Origin of the sequence: Neisseria sp. 83E34 (genome assembly GCF_001308015.1) — a bacterium.
Lineage (GTDB): Bacteria > Pseudomonadota > Gammaproteobacteria > Burkholderiales > Neisseriaceae > Neisseria.
The window spans coordinates 144231-164576 of record NZ_LGYH01000001.1; the positions used below are offsets into that span (position 1 = coordinate 144231).

The window sequence follows — 20346 nt, forward strand, 5'->3', positions numbered from 1 at the left end:
TAGGCATCTGAAAACAAAAATACCAGCCCTTGCGCTGGTGTTTTTTATTGGAAATATCAATATTTGAGCTTTTTTTATTGTTTTTTGATTATATTTGATAGGTTTTTAGTGTGTTTTGAGTATTTTTAAGTAAATTGAGTTAGACCGTATTAGGCCGTATCAATCTATATTAGGTAAAAAATACCTCCATAAAATAAGCACCCCCCTACCAATTTCACATATTCAATCAGTTATATTGAGTAAATATATGTAAGTAAGAGAGCATTAAAATGCAACCAAGTTTAAACATAAAGAGTAAATATAGACAAAGACCGAAAAACCCCCTTTAAAAACCCTTTAAAGCCCGACTAGGAACCGCATAACAAACACCTGCCAATATTTTTTTTCAAAATTCAGTCAAATTCAATCTATCAGCCTTTTTAACGCCTTTTTAACGCCCTTAATATATTGATTTTTTTCATTTGCACAAAAGCTAGTGGGTTAGGATTTGCAGTCTTTGGGGTTCCCATTTTGCCGAAATTTGGTGTAGCTTGAAAAAAGCAATATAACAACACCAAAGGCAATCAAATCATGACAACCCAATCCATTTTACGAGCAAAACAAGTGGCCGAGCGTTTAGGAATTTCAACCGCTGCTATTTGGTATAAGGTTAATCCTAAAAGCCGCCACTATGACGCAGATTTTCCACAGCCTTTTAAAATATCCGTTAACGCCACAGGATGGCTTGAAAGTGAAATTAACAGTTACATTGAAAGGCTGGCAGCCAAACGTAAAGGGGCGCAATCATGACTGTTTATGCTTATACCAGTATTACCGAAGTTCAGACAGCCTTTGCTACCCTTTCTAAACTGGAAAAACGCAGAGCAGAGAAAATAACTAAATTGCAAACCAAGATTGCTGATTTGACTGCCAAGCATGAGGCAGAAATAGTAGGCGATACCACAGAAATTGCCGCCATACGCGCCGCTATTGCCGCCTATGCCGAAGCCAACCGAGCCGAGCTTACTCACAACGGTAAAAGCAAAACTGCCAGCTTTGGCACGGGGGTTATCAAATGGCGAAAGCTGCCTGCAAAAGTTGAAATTACAGGAGATACCGTCGATATTTTAGCTGCTTTGAAACGCCGACGCTTGAACCGTTTTATCCGTGTGAAAGAGGAATTGGATAAAACCGCTATTTTGAAAGAAGCTACTGCCATCAAAACGCCGATTAAGGGCTTGAGTATTATCAACGGCGGGGAATTATTAACTATTGAAACCGCTGCATAATTATGAGTATTTTTGATTATCCCGACTTAATACCTGAATCCGTGCATGAAATTGCGAACGTTATTGGCAATGAAGCAACCGAGAAGCTAGTTAAAGCCGTAGGCGGAGCGCGTTTCAAGATGGGGAAAGGTATGATAGAAACAGAACGGCTAGGTATTCTGTATGAAGCATTAGGCGATGAAAAGACGCATGAGTTATTAGAGGTTTACGGCGGAGAAGAACTTTATATTCCGTGCTGTAATGCCGCGTTGAGAGCGGCGCGAAATGATGCAGTTTATGATGATTTTTTTGAGCTGAAAGAACAAGGGGAAAGTGGGCTTATGGCTGTTACCAAGCTGGCAGCAAAATATCGTATCAGCGAACGTACCATTTACACCATTGTAGGGTATGGCAGTAACAAAAAACATAAACCCAATAGCAGGGAAGCGGTAGACGAACGGCTGAAATTAAAGTTCCTGAAAAAGTGGGTAACAAAAAAAGAACCCGCTGCCACATTTTCGGGTAACTGGCAAGAAGTAACTGATTTTGTAGACGAAAACACCATGCCTGAAAATGCAGGTAAATACCTGATAGAGCAAGACGAAAGCGGCGTTTTTCATGTTTACATTTTTCCGCTGATAAATACCATCAAACAAATTGCTTGACACCCGCCCGCAGCAAGGGCAATAATGGCCGCGTTACTGTAAATCCAGTAACCAGCCGTGAGAAGCTGAATAACTAGGCAAGCAAGCCGCCCCGAATATCAGAGCTACCCGATAGCCCGAATATCAGCGGCGTTTATATTGTTTGCATCCCCCTTGTTTTACCTTTTTCAATGGCAGACAGGGGCAAAGCGGGCTTTATGCCCACTGGTTCTAGTTGCCAGTTTCTCACACTTTGCCCTTTGTCTGCCGCCCCACGCGTGAGAACGTGAGCGACGGCGGAAAGACCAACTAGAAAGGTAAACATCATGAATCAAAATCAAGCCCAACAGGCCGCCGCGCCGCAATCTAAACAAAATCCCAGCAAAACCCCATCATTCCGCCTTTATTCAGACGGCTTAGGCACATTCTTGGCCATTGCCGCCGATGCCGTACACGAAATGGCCGCCAATAAACAGCTTGCGCCCGCCGATATAACCATATTGAGAAATGAAACCATTATTGCCGCTACCAACTTCGGCCAAGCAATGGAAACATTAGGCGGCGAATGCTTAGACAATTCAGGCACGGAAAATACCGCCGCCGCAGCCCTGATGATGGCTGGCCGCTTTATTCAGGAAATGGGCAGCATCAATGAAAGTCTGAATATGGCCGAATCCGCTATCAAACAGGCAGCCCGCAACACCAGCGGCGAAGAATGGCCAAGCTGCTAAAGGCCGTCTGAAACCGCCCCCCAATCCCTAAACACACCCTTTTTAAAACGCCTTGCCCTGCCCGTAAAACGGCAAGGGCGGGTTTTCTGCACCCGAAAGAAACGTAAGACACCGTTTAAACCCCGTTTAAAAACGCGCCATATTGCGTTTTGGGCTTTCAGACGAGTTAACCCTTACCCAAACGGCAAACGCCCCAAAAAACGCAGATTTACCCGCCTGCCGAACGGATACGGCAACAGGCAGCAAACGAAAGGCAAAAGCCATGACACCCCGCCAAGACAAACAAGCCGCCAAAACCGCCGCCATTCCTGCCGATTGGACGGAAAACCCGCTTGCGGGTGTGGTGTATGAACCGATTGGCGAATAAGGGGCAATCTATGAAACCTTACGACCTATCCGACCTGAAAGCCGCCGCCGCTGGCCGCTGGCCTGAAATACACGCCGCGCTTGGCATTCCCCGCGAATACCTGAACACCCGCAAACATTGCCCCTGCCCCTATTGCGGCGGCAAAGACCGCTACCGCTATACCGATTATCAAGGCACGGGCGCGTTTATCTGCAACCAATGCACCCCCGACGGCGGCAGCGGGTTTGATTTATTAATGCTGGTGTTTGGTTACGACTTTGCCACCGCCGCCAACGAAACCGCCGCTTTATTGGGTTTTTCAGACGGCCAAGCAGGGCAACACCAGCCCCGCGCCCCGTTGCCACCTGCCAAGCCCGCCGCCCCGCCGAAAGACAAACAGGCCGCCTTGCTGAATCTATGGCACGAAGCCATACCCCTAAGCGGCCAAGACCCCGCCGCGCAATATCTGCACGGGCGCGGCCTGCCTGCCGCCGCTTTTCAGACGGCCTTCAATATCCGTTACCACCCCGCCTTACCCCTATGGGCAACCGACACCGACGGCCAAACGGCTAAGCCGCTGTTAATCGGCTATTTCCCCGCCATGCTGGCCGCCGTAACCACCGCCGACGGCCAATTACAGGGCTTGCATAAAACCTACCTTGATGCGGTTTATGCCAAGCCATGCGGCGAAAACGGTAACCATATCCCCGCCTTTACCAAACTGAATATCCACCACCCGCACACGGGCGAGCCGTTACCCGCCAAAAAGATGCAATCCCGCTACCCCGATGCCCTGAAAGGCGCGGCAGTACACCTATTCCCGCCCGACGCACAAGGCCGCCTGATTGTTGCCGAAGGCATAGAAACCGCCTTTGCCGCCCGCGCCCTTTTCGGCCTGCCCGCCGTTGCCGCTTTATCCGCTTATGGCATGGCTTCGTTTGTATGGCCGTCTGAAACGCAGGAACTGTTTATTTGCGCCGACCATGACGACAACCGCACGGGCATTAAAGCCGCCCACAGCTTGGCAGTAAGAGCCATCAAAGCAGGCATCAAGGCACGGATATGGCAGCCCGAAACGGCAGGCTTTGACGCTTTGGACGAACTGAACCGCCGCCAAGACGAACAGACCGCCCCGCCGTAAACCGCCCGTATTTGCGTTTTCAGCCCGTTTCCCTTTCAGACGACCTTATACAAGTACCCCAAACAGCGTGGATTTACCCACCTGCCGTCTGAAATACCAGCAAACAACATGGGCAGCCGATACAGGCCGCCCGAAACAGTAAGGAAATATCATAATGAATAACACCAGCACCGCCCTTGAAGAATTTGAAGCGGTAGAATTGCGCCCGCATTTCCAATGCACCAAAAACGGCGTTTTCTACATTGCCGTAGAAACCGACAAGCACGGCGAAGTACACGAAAAACCCCCGCTGAAACTGGCCGACCCAATCGAGCTTATCGGGCGGGGTACCGACGAAGCAGGCAGCCATTACCGTATTATCCGCTGGCGCGATGCCGTAACCCGCAAAGCCCGCATAGAAGCCCTGCCGATGGCCGAAATCGGCGTAAACTGGCAACGCCTGCAATCACACGGCATTACCGTTATGGCAAGCCGCAGAAAACGCGAATTACTGGCCGATTATCTGCAAACCGACGGCAGCAACGAACGCTACACCGTAACCAATCGTGCTGGCTGGTGTGCCAACAATACAGCCTACATTCTGCCCAATGGCGAGGCCATAACCGCCAAAAAACAGCCCGCCAAAGTGATTTACAACGGCGACAAATCACAGGCAGACAGCTACACCGAAAGCGGCAGCCTTGAAGACTGGCAGCAGGGCATAGCCCGCTATATGGCAGGCAACAGCCGCCTATGCTTGGCAGTAGGCACCGCCCTAGCCGCCCCACTTGTCCGCCTATTGAATATCGAAGCAGGGGGATTTCACCTTTTCGGCGATTCACGCGACGGCAAATCAACCGCCGCCAAAGCCGCATTATCCGTATGGGGCAACCCTGAAACACTTATGCTGACATGGACAGGCACAGGCTTAGGCTTTACCAATACCGCCGCCGCCCGCAATGATGGCTTACTGGTGTTAGACGAAATCGGCCAAGCCAACGCTAGAGCCGTAGCACAAACCGCCTATTCCGTGATTAACGGCGTTTCCAAAGTACAGGGTGCAAAAGACGGCGGCAATCGGGATTTAAGCCGATGGCGCATTTTTGTACTTTCCACAGGCGAAAAGCCCTTAAACAGCTTTCTAAGAACGGCAGGCGTAGAATGGAACGCAGGCCAAGCCGCCCGCCTGCCCGATATTCCCAGCGATGCAGGAAAAGGCTTTGGCGTTTTTGACACCCTACACGGCCACGAAAAAGGCGCAGCCTTAAGCGAAGCCATAACCGCCCACGCCGCCAAACACCACGGCACAGCAGGCCGCGCCCTTATCCGCCTGCTACTGGAAAACCCAGCCGCCTTAGACGAAGCCCGCGCCACAATGGCCGACTTTATGGCCATGTTGCCCGATACCGACGGCCAAAGCCGCACCGTTGCCCTTCGCTTTGCCGTAACAGCCGCCGCTTTAGAACTGGCCGCCAAGCACGGCATTACAGGCTTAGGCGCGGGGGTAGGCATGGCAGGTATCAAACAATGTTTCGACGCATGGCACAGCCGCACAGGCACAGGAAAATATGAAGACAGCCAAATCATCAAACAGGCCGTAGACTTCATGCAGCTTTACGCGGAATCCATGCGCTTTGTAGATTGGAACAGCCAATTTACCAATCAAGACCACGCAGGCTACCGCCGCCGCGCCGCGCAAGAAAACGACGATGAATTTTGGATAATCCCCGCCGTGTTTGAAAGTGAAATATCCAAGAGCTTTGAACCAAACAAGGCTTGTAACGTACTTCACGCTATCGAATGGCTGAAACGCAACGAAAAAGACAGCCGCTGGCAATTCAAACGCTTTGGAAAAGGGCGTTTTTATGTGCTGGTAGGCATAGAGCCGCCCAGCCAAGACAGCAGCAACCAAACCGAACAATAGGCCGTCTGAAAGCCCTTAATTCTGATTGGCCGAAAACCAACCCGACACCAGCCCCGCCGCTGGTGTTTTTTATGGCCGTCTGAAAACCGCCCGCCACCTTTCAGGCGGCCACCCTGAATCTTTTCGGCCAGCACCAAGCATTATGATTCAGGCAAACACAACCCCGCGCCATGTGCCTATTGTTTCTTATCAGGAAATTATTACCACTAAAAAATGCTGATTATTTCATAAAAAATTTTTCCCTATATAGGATAACGAAAAATCAGCGGGTATTGCGGGTATGCAATTCAAAACACCCTTGTAAGCCTTTATTCATAAGGGTTTCACGCATACCCGCATACAAAACTTAACACGGGTATGAGCGGGTATGTGCGGGTATGGCTTTATAATCATAAACTTATAATGTAAAGACGCGTCTCATACCCGCTGATACCCTGCCTATTTTTTAGGCGCGGGTATGATTTAATTATTAAATATCAATGTTTTAACTACATCATACCCGCATACCCGCCATACCCGCAGTGTTTTGTATATATAGCAATGTTTTTTTAGGGCATTTAATAAGTAAAAAAATTGCTATTTTTTATACTAAATCTTATAATATAAGAGAAAATACACAGATATAAGTTAATCATGCCTAAAGTATTTTGGACACCCAAAGCCACTAAACAGCTTTTGAAAATTGACCCGAAAAACAGAGCGGCCATTTCCAACAAGGCCAAATCCTTATCAGCCTTTCCCGATGTGGAAGCCGATATAAAGAAAATGGCAGGAATGGCCGACACCTACCGCTTAAGAGTAGGAAACTACCGCCTGATTTTCCAATGGCAGAAAAACCAAGAACCGCACATTATCGAAATCCAACAGGTAGAAACGCGGCAATCCGTTTATAAAAACTAATCAGCGGGGCATATCCCGCCCCTGAAAGGCCACACATGAATATCCAGCTATTGAATGGCGCAGACGGCAAACCCGCATTTGTCGTATTATCCGTAGAAGAATTTAACCGCCTAGCCAAAGGGCAGGCACAAATAGACGAAGCGGGCGAAGTATGGGAAAGTATCCCCGTAGAAGCAGGCGAGACGGACGAAAGCCCCAGCGCAGCATTGCCGCATGAAATTGTAGAAATTATCCTAGAGCAGAACGCAAGCCCCGCCGCCGCATGGCGCATATACCGTAACCTTACCCAGAGCCAAGTCGCCGAACGGGCAGGCATCACGCAGGCGGCATTAAGCCAAATCGAGAAACAGGGCAGCCGCCCACAGGCCAAAACCCGCGAAACTTTGGCCAAGGTGTATAACTGCCACCCCGACCAACTGGCAGGCTTGTAACGCCGCCTGAAAACACAAACACCAGCCCCGCCGCCGATGTTTTTATGGCCGTCTGAAAAACAGCACAAAATGCGTTATACTCAACCCAATAAAACCCCACCCCCCAAGCCGCCAAAAAACCACAGAACCAGCCAAAAAACGCTTTGACTTTTGCAATATGGGGGTATATTTGGGGGTATTTATCAATTATGATAATAAAATATACAATTAAACCAATAATTTAAATGTTTGATTCAAGTCTCATTGTGCCTAAAATTTAGGCTGTTTTTTTATGCTTTCCATTATCCGATCTCATTAACCATGGCTGTGTGAGTTAAGGTATATATAGCAAATAAACTTATTTTTAGACAAGGCAGTAGGCCGCAGGCAGTATCGGTATAGTGAATCAACTTAAAAATTAGTATGGCACACACGCCTTCAACTTCTGTATTCCTATTATTTTAAGATTGCGCTTCATGGATCCACAGCCACTCACTTTCTTTGCGTCGCCAAAGAAAGTAAGCAAAGAAAGGCGACCGCTAGTCGCTACGCTCCGGGAGCGGCCTTGTTCCCCCGAAAATCCCGCTCCGTTCGGCGGTGCCAGCAGACGGGCAATAATAGCCAAGATTTGATAATGATTTAAACATACAATTTTTAAGTTGATTCACTATACCGATACTGCCTGCGGCCTTGTATCAAAAATGTGTTGATCGACTATAGTCCGAATAATGAAAGTGCCTGTCTGAAAACGTTTTTCAGACAGGCATTTGTTTGGAAAAGGCTAAATCAGCGCTTCACAGGTTGCGTGCCGACTACGGTTTCTATCCAGCCGTTTTCGCGGACTTGGGTTTGGCTGTTGATGCGGGGCGTTTGGCCTTCGGGGGCATCCACTTGAACGGGTAATTTAGAATGGGCGGCCGGTTCGATGCGTTCAATTAAGCCGTCTGGGCGGTTGATAACGGTGGGTTCTGAGCCCTTCGGTGGCTCGGGTTGATAGCGTTTGCTGTCTATCATAGTGGGGACACCGGGTTGGCGTGCCAGGCCGATTACGGAAATTTCTACGCGCCGGTTGGGTTTGTTGCACTCGTCGCGGCCGGTTTTGTTTTTGGCAAAACGTTCATTGCAATCGGTAACAACCAAATTGCTGCTACCGCGACCTTCGGTTTTAATCAGCTTGGCAGGTACGCCGCTGCTTTCCAAGACCCGCGCCACGGCTTGTGCGCGTGCTTGCGAGAGGGTGTGGTTGGCTTCGGCGTTACCTGTGGGATCGGTATAGCCGTTCACATGAATGCTGCGTACATAAGGCAGGTTGTTGATGATTTCTCCGGCAATGCTTTGGGTTTGTGCGGTGCCTTTCACGGAGATGTCGGATTTGTTGAAATCAAACAGGGAGGCGGCATCCAGTGTGAATTTTTTCAGCTCCTGCGGCTCTTGCTGAACAATCGGTTGCGGCGCCTGATATTTAATCGGCACATATTCCCAGGCATGTGGGGTTTTGTGGTCGAAAGTTTCCACATGAGAATATTGGCAGGCAGCTAAAAACAGCAAAGAGGCGGAAAGGATGAGTGCTTTTTTATTCATCGACAAACTCCTGAATGAAATACGTTGAGATTCGATATATGAGTAAAGCTGCCCGTGGTGGTTTGAAAAAAAACTTAATTTATTGAGTCTAAAAAGAAAGTAAAGTTTATGTTGATATGTTTTGGTTTGTGTAAATATTTCTTATGGGGGTATGATACCTGAAAACATCCGAATGATGTAGTTGCAAAAAGCATTTGCTTCATTTGTTTGGTTATTTAGTCATAAAATTTAAACCGTTTGTATTTTTTTATTGACATTATCATAATGCCTGTCTGAAAGGTCTGGTCGTGAAACTCAAGCAATTTTTAAAACAAGCTTCTTCTGTATTGAATCGTTTGGATGCGCTGCTGCCGCCGGAAGTGAAAGAGCCGGATTGGGATGCACTAGCCTACCGTTGGCAGAGCATTGGCAAGAAAGGTGTGCTTGAGAGCCTGCCGAACCCGCACACTTTTCCTTTGAGCCGGTTGGCGGCAGTGGAGGGACAAACCGCGAAGCTGGTGCGCAATACCGAGCAGTTTCTAAGCGGCCGCACTGCCAATAATGTGTTGATGACAGGCGCGCGCGGCACGGGCAAATCTTCATTGGTGAAGGTTTTATTGCACGAATATGCGGAACAAGGCTTGCGCCTGATTGAAGTGGACAAAACCGATTTGGTCACTCTGCCCGCGCTGCTTACGATTTTGCAGAACAGGCCGGAGAAGTTTATTGTGTTTTGCGATGATTTGTCGTTTGAAGATGGTGAGCACGCTTATAAAGCCTTGAAAACTGCGCTTGACGGCGGCTTGTCGCTGCGTTGCGAAAATGTTTTGGTGTATGCCACCTCCAACCGCCGCCATCTGATGCCGGAATATATGGATGAAAACATAGGCGGAGAAATCGGCGTGCGGGGGGAAATCCATCCGAAAGAAGCGGTGGAAGAAAAAGTATCGCTTTCCGACCGTTTCGGCTTGTGGCTGAGTTTTTATCCTTTTAGTCAAAACGAATATTTGCAGGCGGTGGAAAACTGGCTGCAGGCGTTTGAACTGCCTTTTGATGAAACCGCCCGCCATGCCGCGCTTTTATGGGCACAAACCCGCGGCAGCCGCTCTGGCCGCACCGCATGGCAATTCGTATGCGACTGGGCGGGCAGGCTGCCCGAGCAGAGGGTGGCGGATTAATGATTCAATCGGTTTTAAATTAAGCCGCTATCAAATGTTTAGAAGTGTAAAAGCAGCGCCGCATCATAAGAATTCAGACAGGCATTCCGTCTAATTAAACAGCATCAACCTCTCAATTGATTGATTAAGGAGCATATTTAAGATGGAACCGCGGTTTAAACATGCTAAAAAATTTGCATTGCTGGCCGCTTCTGCTGCAACGGCTTTTGCATTGATCTGGTACTTGCCGCAGGCAGGCGCGGAGCGGGTAGCTGAAAAACCGGTGGCTGCTTTATCCGTGTTGCATGATACGGCGGGCAAGCCTGCTGCCAATTACCTTCAGGCAGGCAAACCGACTTTGGTGAAGTTTTGGGCAAGCTGGTGCCCGTTATGCCTGTCTGAATTGGAACCGACCGAAGCATGGGTGAAAGACCCGCGTTTTAAAAACGCCAATTTGGTTACCGTGGCATCGCCCGGCTATCTCGGAGAAAAAGCCCCGGGCGATTTTGAAGTATGGTATAAAGGCTTGAGCTACCCCGCACTGCCGGTGCTGTCCGATCCCGGCGGCAAATTGGCGCAAAGCCTGAATATCGGCGTTTACCCGTCTTGGGCGTTATTGGATAAAAACGGCAAAGTTGCCCGCATTATCAAAGGGCGAATCAATGAGGCGCAGGCTTTGGCATTGCTGGAAAATCCCGAAGCCGATTTGGGCAAACTGCAAAACACATTTTACAAATCAGAGAAAAAGGAATCCGTACCAATGAATACCCGAACCATCTATCTTGCCGGCGGTTGCTTTTGGGGCTTGGAAGCCTATTTCCAACGCATCAACGGTGTGGTTGACGCCGTGTCAGGCTATGCCAACGGGAAAACAGATAGCAAACCTTCTTATGAAGACGTGGTTTACCGCAACACCGGCCATGCCGAAACCGTGAAAGTCACTTACGATGCCGACAAGCTGAGCCTGGATGATATTTTGCAATACTATTTCCGCGTGGTTGACCCGACCAGCCTCAACAAACAAGGCAACGACACCGGTACGCAATACCGCACCGGCGTGTATTACACCGATGTGGCCGAGCAGAAAACCATTGCCGCCGCGCTGGCAAAAGAGCAGCAAAAATATAGCAAATCACTTGTAGTGGAAAACCTACCTTTGGCCCAGTTTCACGAAGCTGAGGAATACCATCAGGATTATTTGCTGAAAAACCCCAACGGCTATTGCCATATCGACATCCGCAAAGCCGATGAGCCGCTGCCCGGAAAAAGCGCTCCTGCCGATAAAAAAGGCTTCGATGCCGCAGCCTACCGCAAGCCCAGCGACAGCGAACTGAAAAACAAACTTACCGCCGAGCAATACCGCGTTACCCAGCAAAGCGGCACCGAATACGCCTTCAGCCATGAATACGACCACCTCTTCGCGCCGGGCATTTATGTAGATATTGTCAGCGGCGAACCCCTGTTCAGCTCGGCTGACAAATACAATTCCGGCTGCGGCTGGCCGAGCTTTACCCGCCCGATTGAAGCTGCCGCCGTAACCGAGCATGAAGACAACAGCTACAACATGCAGCGCGTAGAAGTGCGCAGCCGCGCCGCTGATTCGCACTTGGGCCACGTTTTCCCCGACGGCCCGAAAGACAAAGGCGGCTTGCGCTACTGCATCAACGGCGCCAGCCTGCGCTTCGTGCCTTTGGATAAAATGGACGCCGAAGGCTACGGGCATTTGAAAACGTTGGTGAAATAAGAGGGTGAATCGCAATGCCTGTCTGAAAAAGTTTTCAGACAGGCATTTTGCTGAGTATAGTGTATATAGTAAATAAACGTATTGTTGTCGTGGTTTCGTCATGCCCGGGCTCGACCCGGGCATCTCATAAAGTTACCGGAATGCTAAGATACTCGGGTCAAGCCCGCGAGTATGACGGGCGGACTATTCTGATGGCCGGTAGGGATGGCGCCTGACTATCGCATCGTGTGTTTAAAAACAAACATGCCTGTCTGAAAGCTTTTTCAGACAGACATGTTTTTATCAAACAGGTTTCAGCTGCGTTTGGGATCATTCGGGCGCAGTTGGGCGGCCAGTTTGTCGAGGATGCCGTTGATGAATTTGTGGCTGTCGGTGCCGCCGAAGGTTTTGGTAACTTCAATGGCTTCGTTGATGATTACCGGATAAGGCGTTTCGGGCATGGCCGAGAGCTCGTGGCAGGCCATCAGCAATACGGCGCGCTCAACAGGGTTGACGTCTTTTTCGTCGCGGTCAAGCAGCGGGCGGATAATTTGCATGTATTCGCTTTGGTTATTGGCTGCGCCGAAAAAGATGGCGGTAAACAAAGCGTCGTCTGCTTTGGCAAAATCTTGGCTCTCGCGGATGTTTTTAGCGGTTTCGGGTGCGCCGGTTTGGTTGAGTGCGGCTTGGTAAAGCGCCTGCACGGCAAACTCGCGGGCGCGGCGGCGTGGGGTTTTCATGGGTTTTCCTTCTTAAGATTTGATTTTTTTGGGCAGGCATGCCTGTCTCTAACCAAATGTTAGTCGTCTTGCTCAGACAGCAGCAGATTGACCAGATTGCCGCATTCCACGGCGACGATGGCGGCATCGGTGGCTTTTTCCACAATGCGCGCGTGCGCCTGCTCGTCGTTTTCGGTGGTGAGGATGGCGTTGGCAATCGGGATGTTGTAGTCCAAACCGACGCGGGTTACGGCGGCGCCTGATTCGTTGGCGACCAGCTCGAAATGGTAGGTTTCGCCGCGGATGATGGCGCCGATGGCAATCAGGGCATCGAAGCGCTGAGAGCTGGCAAGGTTCATCAGCACAATCGGCACTTCCAGCGCGCCGGGCACGGTGGCGAGGGTGATGTTGTCGGGCGATACGCCGAGTTCTTGCAGCTTTTTCACGGCCACGTCAACCATGGCGCTGCCCACTTCGTTGGTGAAGCGCGCTTGCACGATGCCGATGCGCAGGTCTTTACCGTTGAGGTTCGGTTGGATGATGTTCATTGTTTTTCCTTGTTTTTAAAGGGAATCGGGTGTTTCAGACAGGCCTGCCGAATCAAATGCCTGTCTGAAAAAAGTTTATTCTTGCGGTTGCCAATCGGCTGCCGGAACGAAACGGCCATCTTCGTCGGCCTCCCATGCGCCTGCGGTTTCTTGCAGAATCGCCAGCAGGGCGGGGCAGCGGTCGGTGATTTCGTTGATGCCGCACACAGTGAAGTTGTCGGGATTGTCGGTGTATTCGTCGGTTTCGTTGCCGCTGAAAAAGCGCCAGCCGCTGTCGTGTTCAAACACGGGGGCTTCTCGGTAGGCGAAGCCGACAGGCTGTTTTTCTTCGGTAACGGTTTTGCTGGCGACGCAGCGTTCGAGTGCGGCGGAAAGGGCGTTGGCGAATTTATTCATGCGCGTTGGAGAAGGTCATGCTGGAAAGGGCTTGATTTTATCATGCTTTGGGCGGTTTCGGCTTGAGCGAGCCCAGATAAATCGCCAGCATGGTTAACGCGGCGCCGCTCCATTGCAAGCCGTTGATGGTTTTGCCGAGAAAGAAATAATCAATGAAAAGTGCGGCTACGGGTTCGCTCAGCAGCAATAATCCGGTCAGCGCGAGCGGTAGCAGCGGCACGGCATAAGCAATCAGCCCCCACGCGAAACATTGCATTACCGCGCCGTAAATCAAAACCAAACCGATATCGCGCGGGTTGGCGGGGTAGAGTGAATCTGCGTTGAAGACGAGTGCAAGCGGCAATACCGCCGCCATGCCGCCCAGACTCACGAGCATCATCAGCGGAAACAGCGGCGTGTGTTCGGCTTCGTGGGTTTTGCGCACATAAACCATAGATGCCGCCAGCAGCCCGCCCGATAAGATGCCGCTAATAAAACCCCACGCGGCATTGTGGTTGCGGCTGAATTCCGGGCTGCCGATTAAAGCCACGCCGGTTATGGCGATAAACAGGCTGGCCAGCTGCAATTTGCTTTGTTTTTCGCCAAACCAGAAAAAACCGATGGCGGCCAAAAAGAAAATCTGCAGGCTGTTGAGCAGGGTGGAAATGCCGGGGCCGACGGCATAAACGCTTTCATGCCAAAGCGAGAGATCCAGGCCGAGAAACGCGCCGGCAATCAGGCCGTAGCGCAGGGCGTTTTTCGATTGGGGCAGCCGCTGTCCGAACTTGCGGGCGAGCAGCCAGAAAATGATGCCGGCAATGCAGAGCCGCCAAAACGCGATGGCATAAGCGCCAACGGGCACAGTTGCAACAATAATGCTGCCCATACCGAATACGATGCTGCCTACAACCAAGCCGGGTGCGGCGTATTTCTGCATATTCATAGTAAAAAACAAAAGTAATTTTTTGAAAAAAAATGCTGATATAAGTAAAATAGAGCCTGCTGGAAGGCTTTGTGGGAATGCCTGTCTGAAAAGCGTGCAGGCAGGGTCGGAAGCTAACATATTAAGCATAAATAAACCACTATATTTGAGAAACTTAAGGAGCGGCCATGACAATCCGTACCAAAATTTGCGGTTTTACCCGCGCTGAAGATGCCCGTGCGGCAGCCGAATTGGGGGCGGATGCGGTGGGCCTGGTGTTTTTTGAGGGCAGCAAGCGGCATGTTTCGGTTGAACAGGCGCAGGAAATTGTGCGCGTGCTGCCGCCGTTTGTGAGCGTGGTTGCTTTGTTTGTGAATGAAACGCAAGAGCGTATCCGCCAAATTCTGGCACAAGTGCCGATAGACATGATTCAGTTTCACGGCGATGAACCTGCCGAATTCTGCCGCTTGTTTGACCGCCCTTATTTGAAAGCCGTCCGCGTGCGCAATGCCGGTGATATTGCGGCAGCGGCCACAGCTTACCCCGATGCGCGCGCCGTGTTGTTTGATGCGCATATTGAGGGGGAATACGGCGGCACGGGGCATAGCTTCGACTGGAACATGCTGCCCGCCGGATTGGACGGCTATTGGATACTTTCCGGCGGCCTGAACCCGGAAAATATCTGTCAGGCGCTGCGGATAACAGGTGCGCAGGCGGTGGATGTGTCCAGCGGAGTCGAAAGTGCGCCGGGGATTAAATCGCGCGAGAAGATGGCGGCTTTTTTAGAGGCGGTGCGGTTGGAGATTGGTTGAAAATGGCTGATCGGATATAGGGAAGATGTTGGTTGATAAAATTTTTATAAAGGAGGTGGGCGTGCCGGCCTGCGAGCATAAGAAATGCGGCTTGATTGAAACCATATAAAACACAGCGTACTTACACAATCTATGCCTTTTGTTTAAACAAAAGGAAAAATGGGAAACATAATAAAAAAAGGATAACAATAATGACTCAATACCAAACACGTAAAAGTTTGAACGCACCTTACAGCGACAGTATTTTTAAAGAATTCTATATGGAGGAGCTGGAGAAAAACCCGCTCTACCGCCACCTGCTCACCGCTATGCAGGCGGAATCACAATGGCCGCAGGAAGCATGGCGGGAGGCGCTGGGCGACCTGTATGATTATGAGTCGGCTTGCTTTCAAAAAGCGTTTGACCGCATGCAGGAGATTGGCGGCACGGAAAGCGACAGCGCGGTTAAGCTGAATGAATTTGTTTTTTACCGCAGCATGTTTTGATGCGTTCAGACAGGCCTGTCTGAATCTGCCGTTCGGTTTGGCCGCCGGTTCGGAGGAATAATGCGCTGCACAGCCAGCGTTTCCTTTATAATGCAGCCAGCGTTTTTTATAATACGCTGATTATTGATTGTCTGACTGAATGTAGGAACCACTCCGATGCAAAACTACCAAGCTCCGGATAACAACGGCTTTTTCGGCGAACATGGCGGCATGTATGTTTCCGAAACCCTGATTCCCGCTTTGCAGGAATTGGCTCAGGCGTACCAAGAAGCAAAAAACGATCCCGCATTTTGGGAAGCATTCCGCGCCGATTTGAAACATTACGTCGGCCGGCCCAGCCCGGTTTATCATGCACAACGCCTGTCTGAAAAGCTCGGCGGCGCGCAAATCTGGCTTAAGCGTGAGGATCTCAACCACACCGGTGCGCATAAAGTCAACAACACCATCGGCCAGGCGCTGCTGGCCAAGCGCATGGGCAAAAAACGCGTGATTGCCGAAACCGGAGCGGGGCAGCACGGCGTGGCGAGTGCCACCGTGGCCGCGCGTTTCGGTATGGAATGCCATGTGTATATGGGTGCGGACGACATTCAGCGTCAAGCGCCGAACGTGTTCCGCATGAAGTTGCTGGGCGCCAATGTGGTGGGCGTGGACAGCGGCAGCCGCACGCTGAAAGATGCGATGAACGAAGCCATGCGCGAGTGGGTGGCGCGGGTGGACGATACGTTCTACATCATCGGCACCGCCGCCGGCCCTGCGCCTTATCCCGAAATGGTGCGTGATTTCCAATGCGTGATCGGCAATGAAGCCAAAGAGCAGATGCTTGAAGCCATCGGCCGCCAGCCTGATGTAGCTGTGGCCTGCGTGGGCGGCGGCTCGAATGCCATCGGTTTGTTTTACCCGTATATCAATGAAGAAGGTGTGCGCTTGGTCGGTGTGGAAGCAGGCGGACATGGCATTGACACGCCGGAACACGCTGCGCCGATCAGCAGCAAAGCGCCCATCGGTGTGTTGCACGGGTTCCGCAGCTATCTGATGCAGGATGAAAACGGCCAAGTAGTCGGCACGCATTCCGTGTCGGCCGGTTTGGATTATCCGGGCATCGGCCCCGAACACAGCCATCTGACCGACATCGGCCGCGTTGAATATCACGCCGCCAACGACGATGCTGCGCTGGAAGCTTTTGACTTATTGTGTCAATACGAGGGCATCATTCCCGCTTTGGAATCCAGCCATGCGCTGGCTTGGGCGGTGGAACATGCGCCGAAAATGAGTAAAGACCAAGTGATTCTGGTTAATTTGTCCGGTCGGGGCGATAAAGATATCAATACGGTGGCAAGGCTGAAAGGGATTGAGCTTTAATGAAATGCCTGTCTGAAAAGTTTCAGACAGGCATTTTTAACAGCCAATCAAATTAAAAAATTACGCATCCGCCAAGCCGAAGCATAGAGAAATAGCCCGTTTCTGCTTTACAGCCGCATTTCGCAAAAGCTTCAGTTTTCCGTTTCATCGCTGGGAGGCTCACCCACAAACAGTTTTCTGACTTCCGCTTCAATATCATCTGAACGCATAAATGTTTCACCGATTAAGAAAGTATGCACACCGTAGCGACGCATGAAATCAATATCTTCCTTGCCGCGGATACCGCTCTCGGCAATGACGATATGCCCCCGAAGTTGCGGTAAGAGATCGATTGTTTGTTGCATGTTTACTTCGAAAGTGCGCAAATTGCGGTTGTTGACGCCGCGCAGGGGGGTGGTGAGGCGGCGGCATTTTTCCAGCTCGGAAGGGTCGTGCAGTTCCAGTAGTACAGACATGCCGAGTGAATGGGCGGTTTGTTCGAAGTACTCCAGCTCTTCGGCGCTGAGTGCGGCGGCAATCAGCAAAATGGCGTCGGCACTCCAAGCCCGTGCTTGGTAGATTTGATATTCGTCAACGATGAAATCTTTTCGCAACACGGGTAAGCTCACGGCGGCGCGGGCTTGTTTCATGTATTCGGGAGAGCCTTGGAAATATTGTTCGTCGGTCAGCACGGAAAGACAGGCGGCGCCGGCGCGTTCGTAATCCTGCGCATGGGCGGCCGGGTTGAAATCGGGGCGGATTAAGCCTTTGGAAGGGCTGGCTTTTTTGATTTCGGCTATGATGGCGGGCAAGCCTTGTGCATGTTTGGCACGGATGGCTTCGGTGAAGTTACGTACCGGTTCGGCATGTTCTGCTTGGCGGCGGATGTCTTCCAGAGGAATGGCAGCTTTGGCTGCGGCCACTTCTTCAACTTTGGTGGCGAGGATTTTTTGCAGGATATCGTTCATGGTGTGTGGTCGGTGTGAGTGGATTGGATAAGCCTGTCTGAAAAGTGGGTTTGCTGCTCCTTCTTTCAGACAGGCATTTGCATCGGAAAACTTCTATCCTTTATCGGGTGTGTTTAACATGGATTAGGGTAGTCGGTTTCGGGTTGTATGTTAATGCAAAAGCCCTGTAAGGTCTATCGGGCAGCTTGGTCGGTGTTCTAAAAAACTTTCAACAGCATAGGGTATCCGGAGTAGCTTGAGTGCCCGGTTTTCAGTTGGCTTGCTTAATGATGAATGCCTGTCTGAAAAGCAGTTTTCAGACAGGCATATGTTCGGGCAGTTTCAGGACCGCTGTTTATAAATGTTTATAGGGGCTGCCTGATCTTATTGCGCATCAGCTGGTGTATGCCGATAACGGTGCTCATGCCGGTTAACCAGCCGACGAGCACGTCGGTGGGATAGTGTACGCCCAATATGATTCGTGAGAAACCGGCCATTAATGCGAAAGTGAATGCGCCGAAGATAATCCATGCTCGGTACGGGCTGTGCCAGCACAGTATCACGATGGTGGTGGCCAGCGCGGCGGCAAAAGTGCTGTGGCCGCTGGGAAACGAAGCGCTCTGTTCTTCAACAATGCGCGGCCAAAATTCGGGGCGTGCACGGCTGAAGAAGGCTTTGGCGGCACTCATAATGGCGGTGGGCAATGCGGCGCAGAGGATTACGAACACGGCGCGGTTGGTGCGGAAATTACGCAGCTCGTACCAGGCAATCAGTGCGGCGATTAATGTGGCGGCGGGCCATTTGCCTATCCAGTGCAGGGTAATGGCAAGATAAGTGGGCAGGCTGTCCCGGGTGTGATGATGAACGGCCAGCATCAGTGGACGTTCAAAGGCAAAACGCTCATGCGCTAAAAGATGCTCGCCGATTTCTCCGGCAATCAGCAAGGGAATGAAAATGCCGAGAAAAAGTATCAACAAGCGGCAAGGTGAGGGAATGTATTTTTTCAGGCTCATGGAAATGGGTGGTGTGTGTTTGGACGATGCCGCTGTTGCTGAGTGGTTTATAGTCAATCAACTTAAGAATAAGAAAAAGTATACACGTCATACTCGGGCTTGCCCCGAATATCTTGAGTTGCAGTAAATTTAGGGATGCTCGGGTCAAGCCCGAGTATGAAGGAACTGTTACTATGTAGGTTGTTTAACTTATAGTGATCTTTTCTTATGCAAGCCATTTTATCGAACCGGCTTGAAATAAAACGGTACGGTTTGTTTTAATGATTTAAATGCCTGTCTGAAAACAACCAATATTTTCAGGCAGGCATTATTTTTGGTGTTTCGCACAAGGCATTTAGTTTAACAAGGGCTGCCCGGCTGCCATGCGTTCCCATTCCAGGCGGTAGGCAACCAGCTCCTCATAGTCGGGAATGTCGAGAGTGATGCCGCGCTTTTGGGCTGTGTCCATTAAATCGCCCAGAAGTTCGATGGGTTCTATTTCAAGGCCGTATAAACCGGCATCGAATTCCACGCCGGCCAAACATTCATCTTCATCCATATTAATCAGCCAGGTGCGCATGAATTCTGCCAGCGGCACGGCTTCAATCTGGTAAACGCTCCATTCTTCGCTTTGGCAGGCCTGTGCGGCTTCGGCTGACGACCAATAACATAAAACCGCAATCGGTTCGCCGTCGGCACCGTTGTATTCGGTGGAAGGGCATTCGGCCACGCCGTTTTCGTCGGCAAGCGTGTAAACGGTTTGGGTGTCGAGCAAAGTGTCGATAAAACGCTGGTATTCGGAATCTTCAAATGCTGTGTACATGATGGAACCTTTATTCTTCAGCTTCTTCGGCTGAGTGGTTGACGCCGCCGCTATCCGACATCACGGCTTTAATTTCTTGATACAGGGCGCGGAAGTTTTTCGGCGGTTTGCCCAGCTCTTTTTCTTTGCGTGTGTTGCGGATTAAGGTGCGTAAGGCGGCGACATCGGCATGCGGGTATTCGGATACAAATACGGTGAGTGCGTTATCGTTTTCCAGCAACCGTTCACGCATTTGCTCAATGCGCTGCAAAAAGGCATTGTGTGCGGTATTTTCGCCTTTGAGCTTGGTTAGAAATTCGCGTATCGGAGCGGGATCGGTTTCGCGCATCAGGCGGCCGATGTATTGGGTTTGGCGTTTGAGCGCGCTGTTGGAGGTGATTTTTTTATATTCGCGCACCGCTTCGTATAAATCTTCGGGCAGGTCGATTTTTTTCAGGGTTTCGGCGGAAAGGCGGGTTAATTCCATGCCCAAATCCTGCAATTCGTCCATACGCTTTTTCATTTGCGTTTTGCTGATGCGCTCTTTGTGTTGCTCACTCATGTTTCATACTCGATTTAAGGATTTCTGCATTCTAACATAGCCATAGACTATTTCTTCAACGGCAGCTGCCGAAAAGGGTTAA

At 50.6% G+C, this 20346-nt stretch carries 23 protein-coding genes; 13 read left to right on the forward strand and 10 right to left on the reverse strand.

Features of this window, described 5'->3' with window-relative positions:
* Positions 1-570: 570 nt before the first annotated feature.
* The 4 genes from AKG09_RS00670 to AKG09_RS00685 all read left to right on the forward strand — a co-directional run bounded on the left by AKG09_RS00670 (position 571) and on the right by AKG09_RS00685 (position 2622).
* The gene (locus AKG09_RS00670; protein WP_054617584.1) at positions 571-789 is read left to right on the forward strand and encodes an AlpA family transcriptional regulator; all 219 of its coding nucleotides are present in this window, start codon (positions 571-573) and stop codon (positions 787-789) included.
* Complete coding sequence (locus tag AKG09_RS00675; protein ID WP_054617585.1) at positions 786-1268, forward strand: host-nuclease inhibitor Gam family protein; 483 nt, start codon at positions 786-788, stop codon at positions 1266-1268. Before AKG09_RS00670 ends, AKG09_RS00675 begins: the two co-directional genes overlap by 4 nt.
* A gap of 2 nt (positions 1269-1270) precedes the next feature.
* Positions 1271-1912, forward strand: coding sequence for a Mor transcription activator family protein (locus AKG09_RS00680; protein ID WP_082391711.1), 642 nt, complete (start codon positions 1271-1273; stop codon positions 1910-1912).
* A 305-nt stretch (positions 1913-2217) separates the two neighbouring features.
* Positions 2218-2622: a hypothetical protein gene (locus AKG09_RS00685; RefSeq protein WP_054617586.1), complete on the forward strand. Its 405-nt coding sequence runs from the start codon at positions 2218-2220 to the stop codon at positions 2620-2622.
* Positions 2623-2748: 126 nt separating this feature from the next.
* Here the strand turns inward: AKG09_RS00685 and AKG09_RS11795 are convergent, their stop codons facing one another.
* Positions 2749-2886, reverse strand: a complete 138-nt coding sequence (locus AKG09_RS11795) for a hypothetical protein (RefSeq protein ID WP_156320761.1) — start codon at positions 2884-2886, stop codon at positions 2749-2751.
* Between the two features lie 113 nt (positions 2887-2999).
* Between AKG09_RS11795 and AKG09_RS00690 the strand changes: the two genes are divergently transcribed.
* From AKG09_RS00690 to AKG09_RS00710, 4 genes are all read left to right on the forward strand, one after another.
* Positions 3000-4109 (forward strand): toprim domain-containing protein, encoded by a 1110-nt coding sequence (locus tag AKG09_RS00690; RefSeq protein WP_054617587.1) that lies wholly within the window; start codon positions 3000-3002, stop codon positions 4107-4109.
* Between the two features lie 154 nt (positions 4110-4263).
* Positions 4264-6012 (forward strand): DUF927 domain-containing protein, encoded by a 1749-nt coding sequence (locus tag AKG09_RS00695; protein WP_054617588.1) that lies wholly within the window; start codon positions 4264-4266, stop codon positions 6010-6012.
* A gap of 633 nt (positions 6013-6645) precedes the next feature.
* A complete protein-coding gene (locus tag AKG09_RS00705; RefSeq protein ID WP_054617590.1) occupies positions 6646-6912 on the forward strand; it encodes a type II toxin-antitoxin system RelE/ParE family toxin in 267 nt (88 codons plus the stop codon).
* Between the two features lie 35 nt (positions 6913-6947).
* The gene (locus AKG09_RS00710; protein WP_054617591.1) at positions 6948-7343 is read left to right on the forward strand and encodes a helix-turn-helix transcriptional regulator; all 396 of its coding nucleotides are present in this window, start codon (positions 6948-6950) and stop codon (positions 7341-7343) included.
* A gap of 765 nt (positions 7344-8108) precedes the next feature.
* On the opposite strand, the gene AKG09_RS00715 is transcribed toward AKG09_RS00710, so the two are convergent.
* On the reverse strand, positions 8109-8903 hold the full coding sequence (locus AKG09_RS00715) for an OmpA family protein (RefSeq protein ID WP_054617592.1): 795 nt from the start codon (positions 8901-8903) through the stop codon (positions 8109-8111).
* 287 nt (positions 8904-9190) lie between these two features.
* Between AKG09_RS00715 and AKG09_RS00720 the strand changes: the two genes are divergently transcribed.
* Both AKG09_RS00720 and msrAB read left to right on the forward strand, forming a co-directional pair.
* On the forward strand, positions 9191-10060 hold the full coding sequence (locus AKG09_RS00720) for an ATP-binding protein (protein ID WP_054617593.1): 870 nt from the start codon (positions 9191-9193) through the stop codon (positions 10058-10060).
* A 142-nt stretch (positions 10061-10202) separates the two neighbouring features.
* Entirely contained in the window at positions 10203-11783 is a 1581-nt protein-coding gene (gene msrAB / locus AKG09_RS00725) for a bifunctional peptide-methionine (S)-S-oxide reductase MsrA/peptide-methionine (R)-S-oxide reductase MsrB (protein WP_054617594.1), read from the forward strand.
* Between the two features lie 293 nt (positions 11784-12076).
* Here the strand turns inward: msrAB and nusB are convergent, their stop codons facing one another.
* The 4 genes from nusB to AKG09_RS00745 form a co-directional block, all read right to left on the reverse strand.
* Complete coding sequence (nusB, locus tag AKG09_RS00730; RefSeq protein ID WP_054617595.1) at positions 12077-12502, reverse strand: transcription antitermination factor NusB; 426 nt, start codon at positions 12500-12502, stop codon at positions 12077-12079.
* Positions 12503-12561: 59 nt separating this feature from the next.
* Positions 12562-13029, reverse strand: coding sequence for a 6,7-dimethyl-8-ribityllumazine synthase (ribH, locus tag AKG09_RS00735; RefSeq protein ID WP_009117353.1), 468 nt, complete (start codon positions 13027-13029; stop codon positions 12562-12564).
* 75 nt (positions 13030-13104) lie between these two features.
* Positions 13105-13425 carry a DUF2185 domain-containing protein gene (locus tag AKG09_RS00740; protein ID WP_054617596.1) on the reverse strand — a complete coding sequence of 107 codons (321 nt, stop codon included), beginning with the start codon at positions 13423-13425 and terminating at the stop codon, positions 13105-13107.
* Positions 13426-13465: 40 nt separating this feature from the next.
* Positions 13466-14347 carry a DMT family transporter gene (locus AKG09_RS00745; RefSeq protein WP_054617597.1) on the reverse strand — a complete coding sequence of 294 codons (882 nt, stop codon included), beginning with the start codon at positions 14345-14347 and terminating at the stop codon, positions 13466-13468.
* A 167-nt stretch (positions 14348-14514) separates the two neighbouring features.
* Here AKG09_RS00745 and AKG09_RS00750 point away from each other — a divergent pair, with 167 nt between their 5' ends.
* From AKG09_RS00750 to trpB, 3 genes are all read left to right on the forward strand, one after another.
* Positions 14515-15138, forward strand: a complete 624-nt coding sequence (locus AKG09_RS00750) for a phosphoribosylanthranilate isomerase (protein ID WP_054617598.1) — start codon at positions 14515-14517, stop codon at positions 15136-15138.
* A gap of 191 nt (positions 15139-15329) precedes the next feature.
* On the forward strand, positions 15330-15623 hold the full coding sequence (locus AKG09_RS00755) for a hypothetical protein (protein WP_054617599.1): 294 nt from the start codon (positions 15330-15332) through the stop codon (positions 15621-15623).
* 156 nt (positions 15624-15779) lie between these two features.
* The gene (gene trpB / locus AKG09_RS00760; RefSeq protein WP_054617600.1) at positions 15780-16982 is read left to right on the forward strand and encodes a tryptophan synthase subunit beta; all 1203 of its coding nucleotides are present in this window, start codon (positions 15780-15782) and stop codon (positions 16980-16982) included.
* Between the two features lie 131 nt (positions 16983-17113).
* On the opposite strand, the gene trpC is transcribed toward trpB, so the two are convergent.
* The 4 genes from trpC to yjgA form a co-directional block, all read right to left on the reverse strand.
* The gene (gene trpC / locus AKG09_RS00765; protein ID WP_054617601.1) at positions 17114-17929 is read right to left on the reverse strand and encodes an indole-3-glycerol phosphate synthase TrpC; all 816 of its coding nucleotides are present in this window, start codon (positions 17927-17929) and stop codon (positions 17114-17116) included.
* A 344-nt stretch (positions 17930-18273) separates the two neighbouring features.
* Entirely contained in the window at positions 18274-18921 is a 648-nt protein-coding gene (locus AKG09_RS00770; protein WP_054617602.1) for a phosphatase PAP2 family protein, read from the reverse strand.
* 334 nt (positions 18922-19255) lie between these two features.
* The gene (locus AKG09_RS00775; protein ID WP_054617603.1) at positions 19256-19723 is read right to left on the reverse strand and encodes a DUF2750 domain-containing protein; all 468 of its coding nucleotides are present in this window, start codon (positions 19721-19723) and stop codon (positions 19256-19258) included.
* Positions 19724-19733: 10 nt separating this feature from the next.
* Positions 19734-20264, reverse strand: coding sequence for a ribosome biogenesis factor YjgA (gene yjgA / locus AKG09_RS00780; protein ID WP_054617604.1), 531 nt, complete (start codon positions 20262-20264; stop codon positions 19734-19736).
* Positions 20265-20346: the final 82 nt, after the last annotated feature.

Excerpts from the sequence above, each read along its gene's own strand:
- AKG09_RS00675 (WP_054617585.1), top strand. The coding sequence starts at position 786 with ATGACTGTTTATGCTTATACCAGTATTACCGAAGTTCAGACAGCCTTT.
- AKG09_RS00715 (WP_054617592.1), bottom strand. The coding sequence starts at position 8,903 with ATGAATAAAAAAGCACTCATCCTTTCCGCCTCTTTGCTGTTTTTAGCT.
- trpC (WP_054617601.1), bottom strand. The coding sequence starts at position 17,929 with ATGAACGATATCCTGCAAAAAATCCTCGCCACCAAAGTTGAAGAAGTG.
- trpB (WP_054617600.1), top strand. The coding sequence starts at position 15,780 with ATGCAAAACTACCAAGCTCCGGATAACAACGGCTTTTTCGGCGAACAT.
- AKG09_RS00750 (WP_054617598.1), top strand. The coding sequence starts at position 14,515 with ATGACAATCCGTACCAAAATTTGCGGTTTTACCCGCGCTGAAGATGCC.
- AKG09_RS00775 (WP_054617603.1), bottom strand. The coding sequence starts at position 19,723 with ATGTACACAGCATTTGAAGATTCCGAATACCAGCGTTTTATCGACACT.
- msrAB (WP_054617594.1), top strand. The coding sequence starts at position 10,203 with ATGGAACCGCGGTTTAAACATGCTAAAAAATTTGCATTGCTGGCCGCT.
- AKG09_RS00685 (WP_054617586.1), top strand. The coding sequence starts at position 2,218 with ATGAATCAAAATCAAGCCCAACAGGCCGCCGCGCCGCAATCTAAACAA.
- AKG09_RS00740 (WP_054617596.1), bottom strand. The coding sequence starts at position 13,425 with ATGAATAAATTCGCCAACGCCCTTTCCGCCGCACTCGAACGCTGCGTC.
- AKG09_RS00695 (WP_054617588.1), top strand. The coding sequence starts at position 4,264 with ATGAATAACACCAGCACCGCCCTTGAAGAATTTGAAGCGGTAGAATTG.
- AKG09_RS00710 (WP_054617591.1), top strand. The coding sequence starts at position 6,948 with ATGAATATCCAGCTATTGAATGGCGCAGACGGCAAACCCGCATTTGTC.
- AKG09_RS00770 (WP_054617602.1), bottom strand. The coding sequence starts at position 18,921 with ATGAGCCTGAAAAAATACATTCCCTCACCTTGCCGCTTGTTGATACTT.
- AKG09_RS00745 (WP_054617597.1), bottom strand. The coding sequence starts at position 14,347 with ATGAATATGCAGAAATACGCCGCACCCGGCTTGGTTGTAGGCAGCATC.
- AKG09_RS11795 (WP_156320761.1), bottom strand. The coding sequence starts at position 2,886 with ATGGCTTTTGCCTTTCGTTTGCTGCCTGTTGCCGTATCCGTTCGGCAG.
- yjgA (WP_054617604.1), bottom strand. The coding sequence starts at position 20,264 with ATGAGTGAGCAACACAAAGAGCGCATCAGCAAAACGCAAATGAAAAAG.
- nusB (WP_054617595.1), bottom strand. The coding sequence starts at position 12,502 with ATGAAAACCCCACGCCGCCGCGCCCGCGAGTTTGCCGTGCAGGCGCTT.
- AKG09_RS00755 (WP_054617599.1), top strand. The coding sequence starts at position 15,330 with ATGACTCAATACCAAACACGTAAAAGTTTGAACGCACCTTACAGCGAC.
- AKG09_RS00690 (WP_054617587.1), top strand. The coding sequence starts at position 3,000 with ATGAAACCTTACGACCTATCCGACCTGAAAGCCGCCGCCGCTGGCCGC.
- ribH (WP_009117353.1), bottom strand. The coding sequence starts at position 13,029 with ATGAACATCATCCAACCGAACCTCAACGGTAAAGACCTGCGCATCGGC.
- AKG09_RS00680 (WP_082391711.1), top strand. The coding sequence starts at position 1,271 with ATGAGTATTTTTGATTATCCCGACTTAATACCTGAATCCGTGCATGAA.
- AKG09_RS00670 (WP_054617584.1), top strand. The coding sequence starts at position 571 with ATGACAACCCAATCCATTTTACGAGCAAAACAAGTGGCCGAGCGTTTA.
- AKG09_RS00705 (WP_054617590.1), top strand. The coding sequence starts at position 6,646 with ATGCCTAAAGTATTTTGGACACCCAAAGCCACTAAACAGCTTTTGAAA.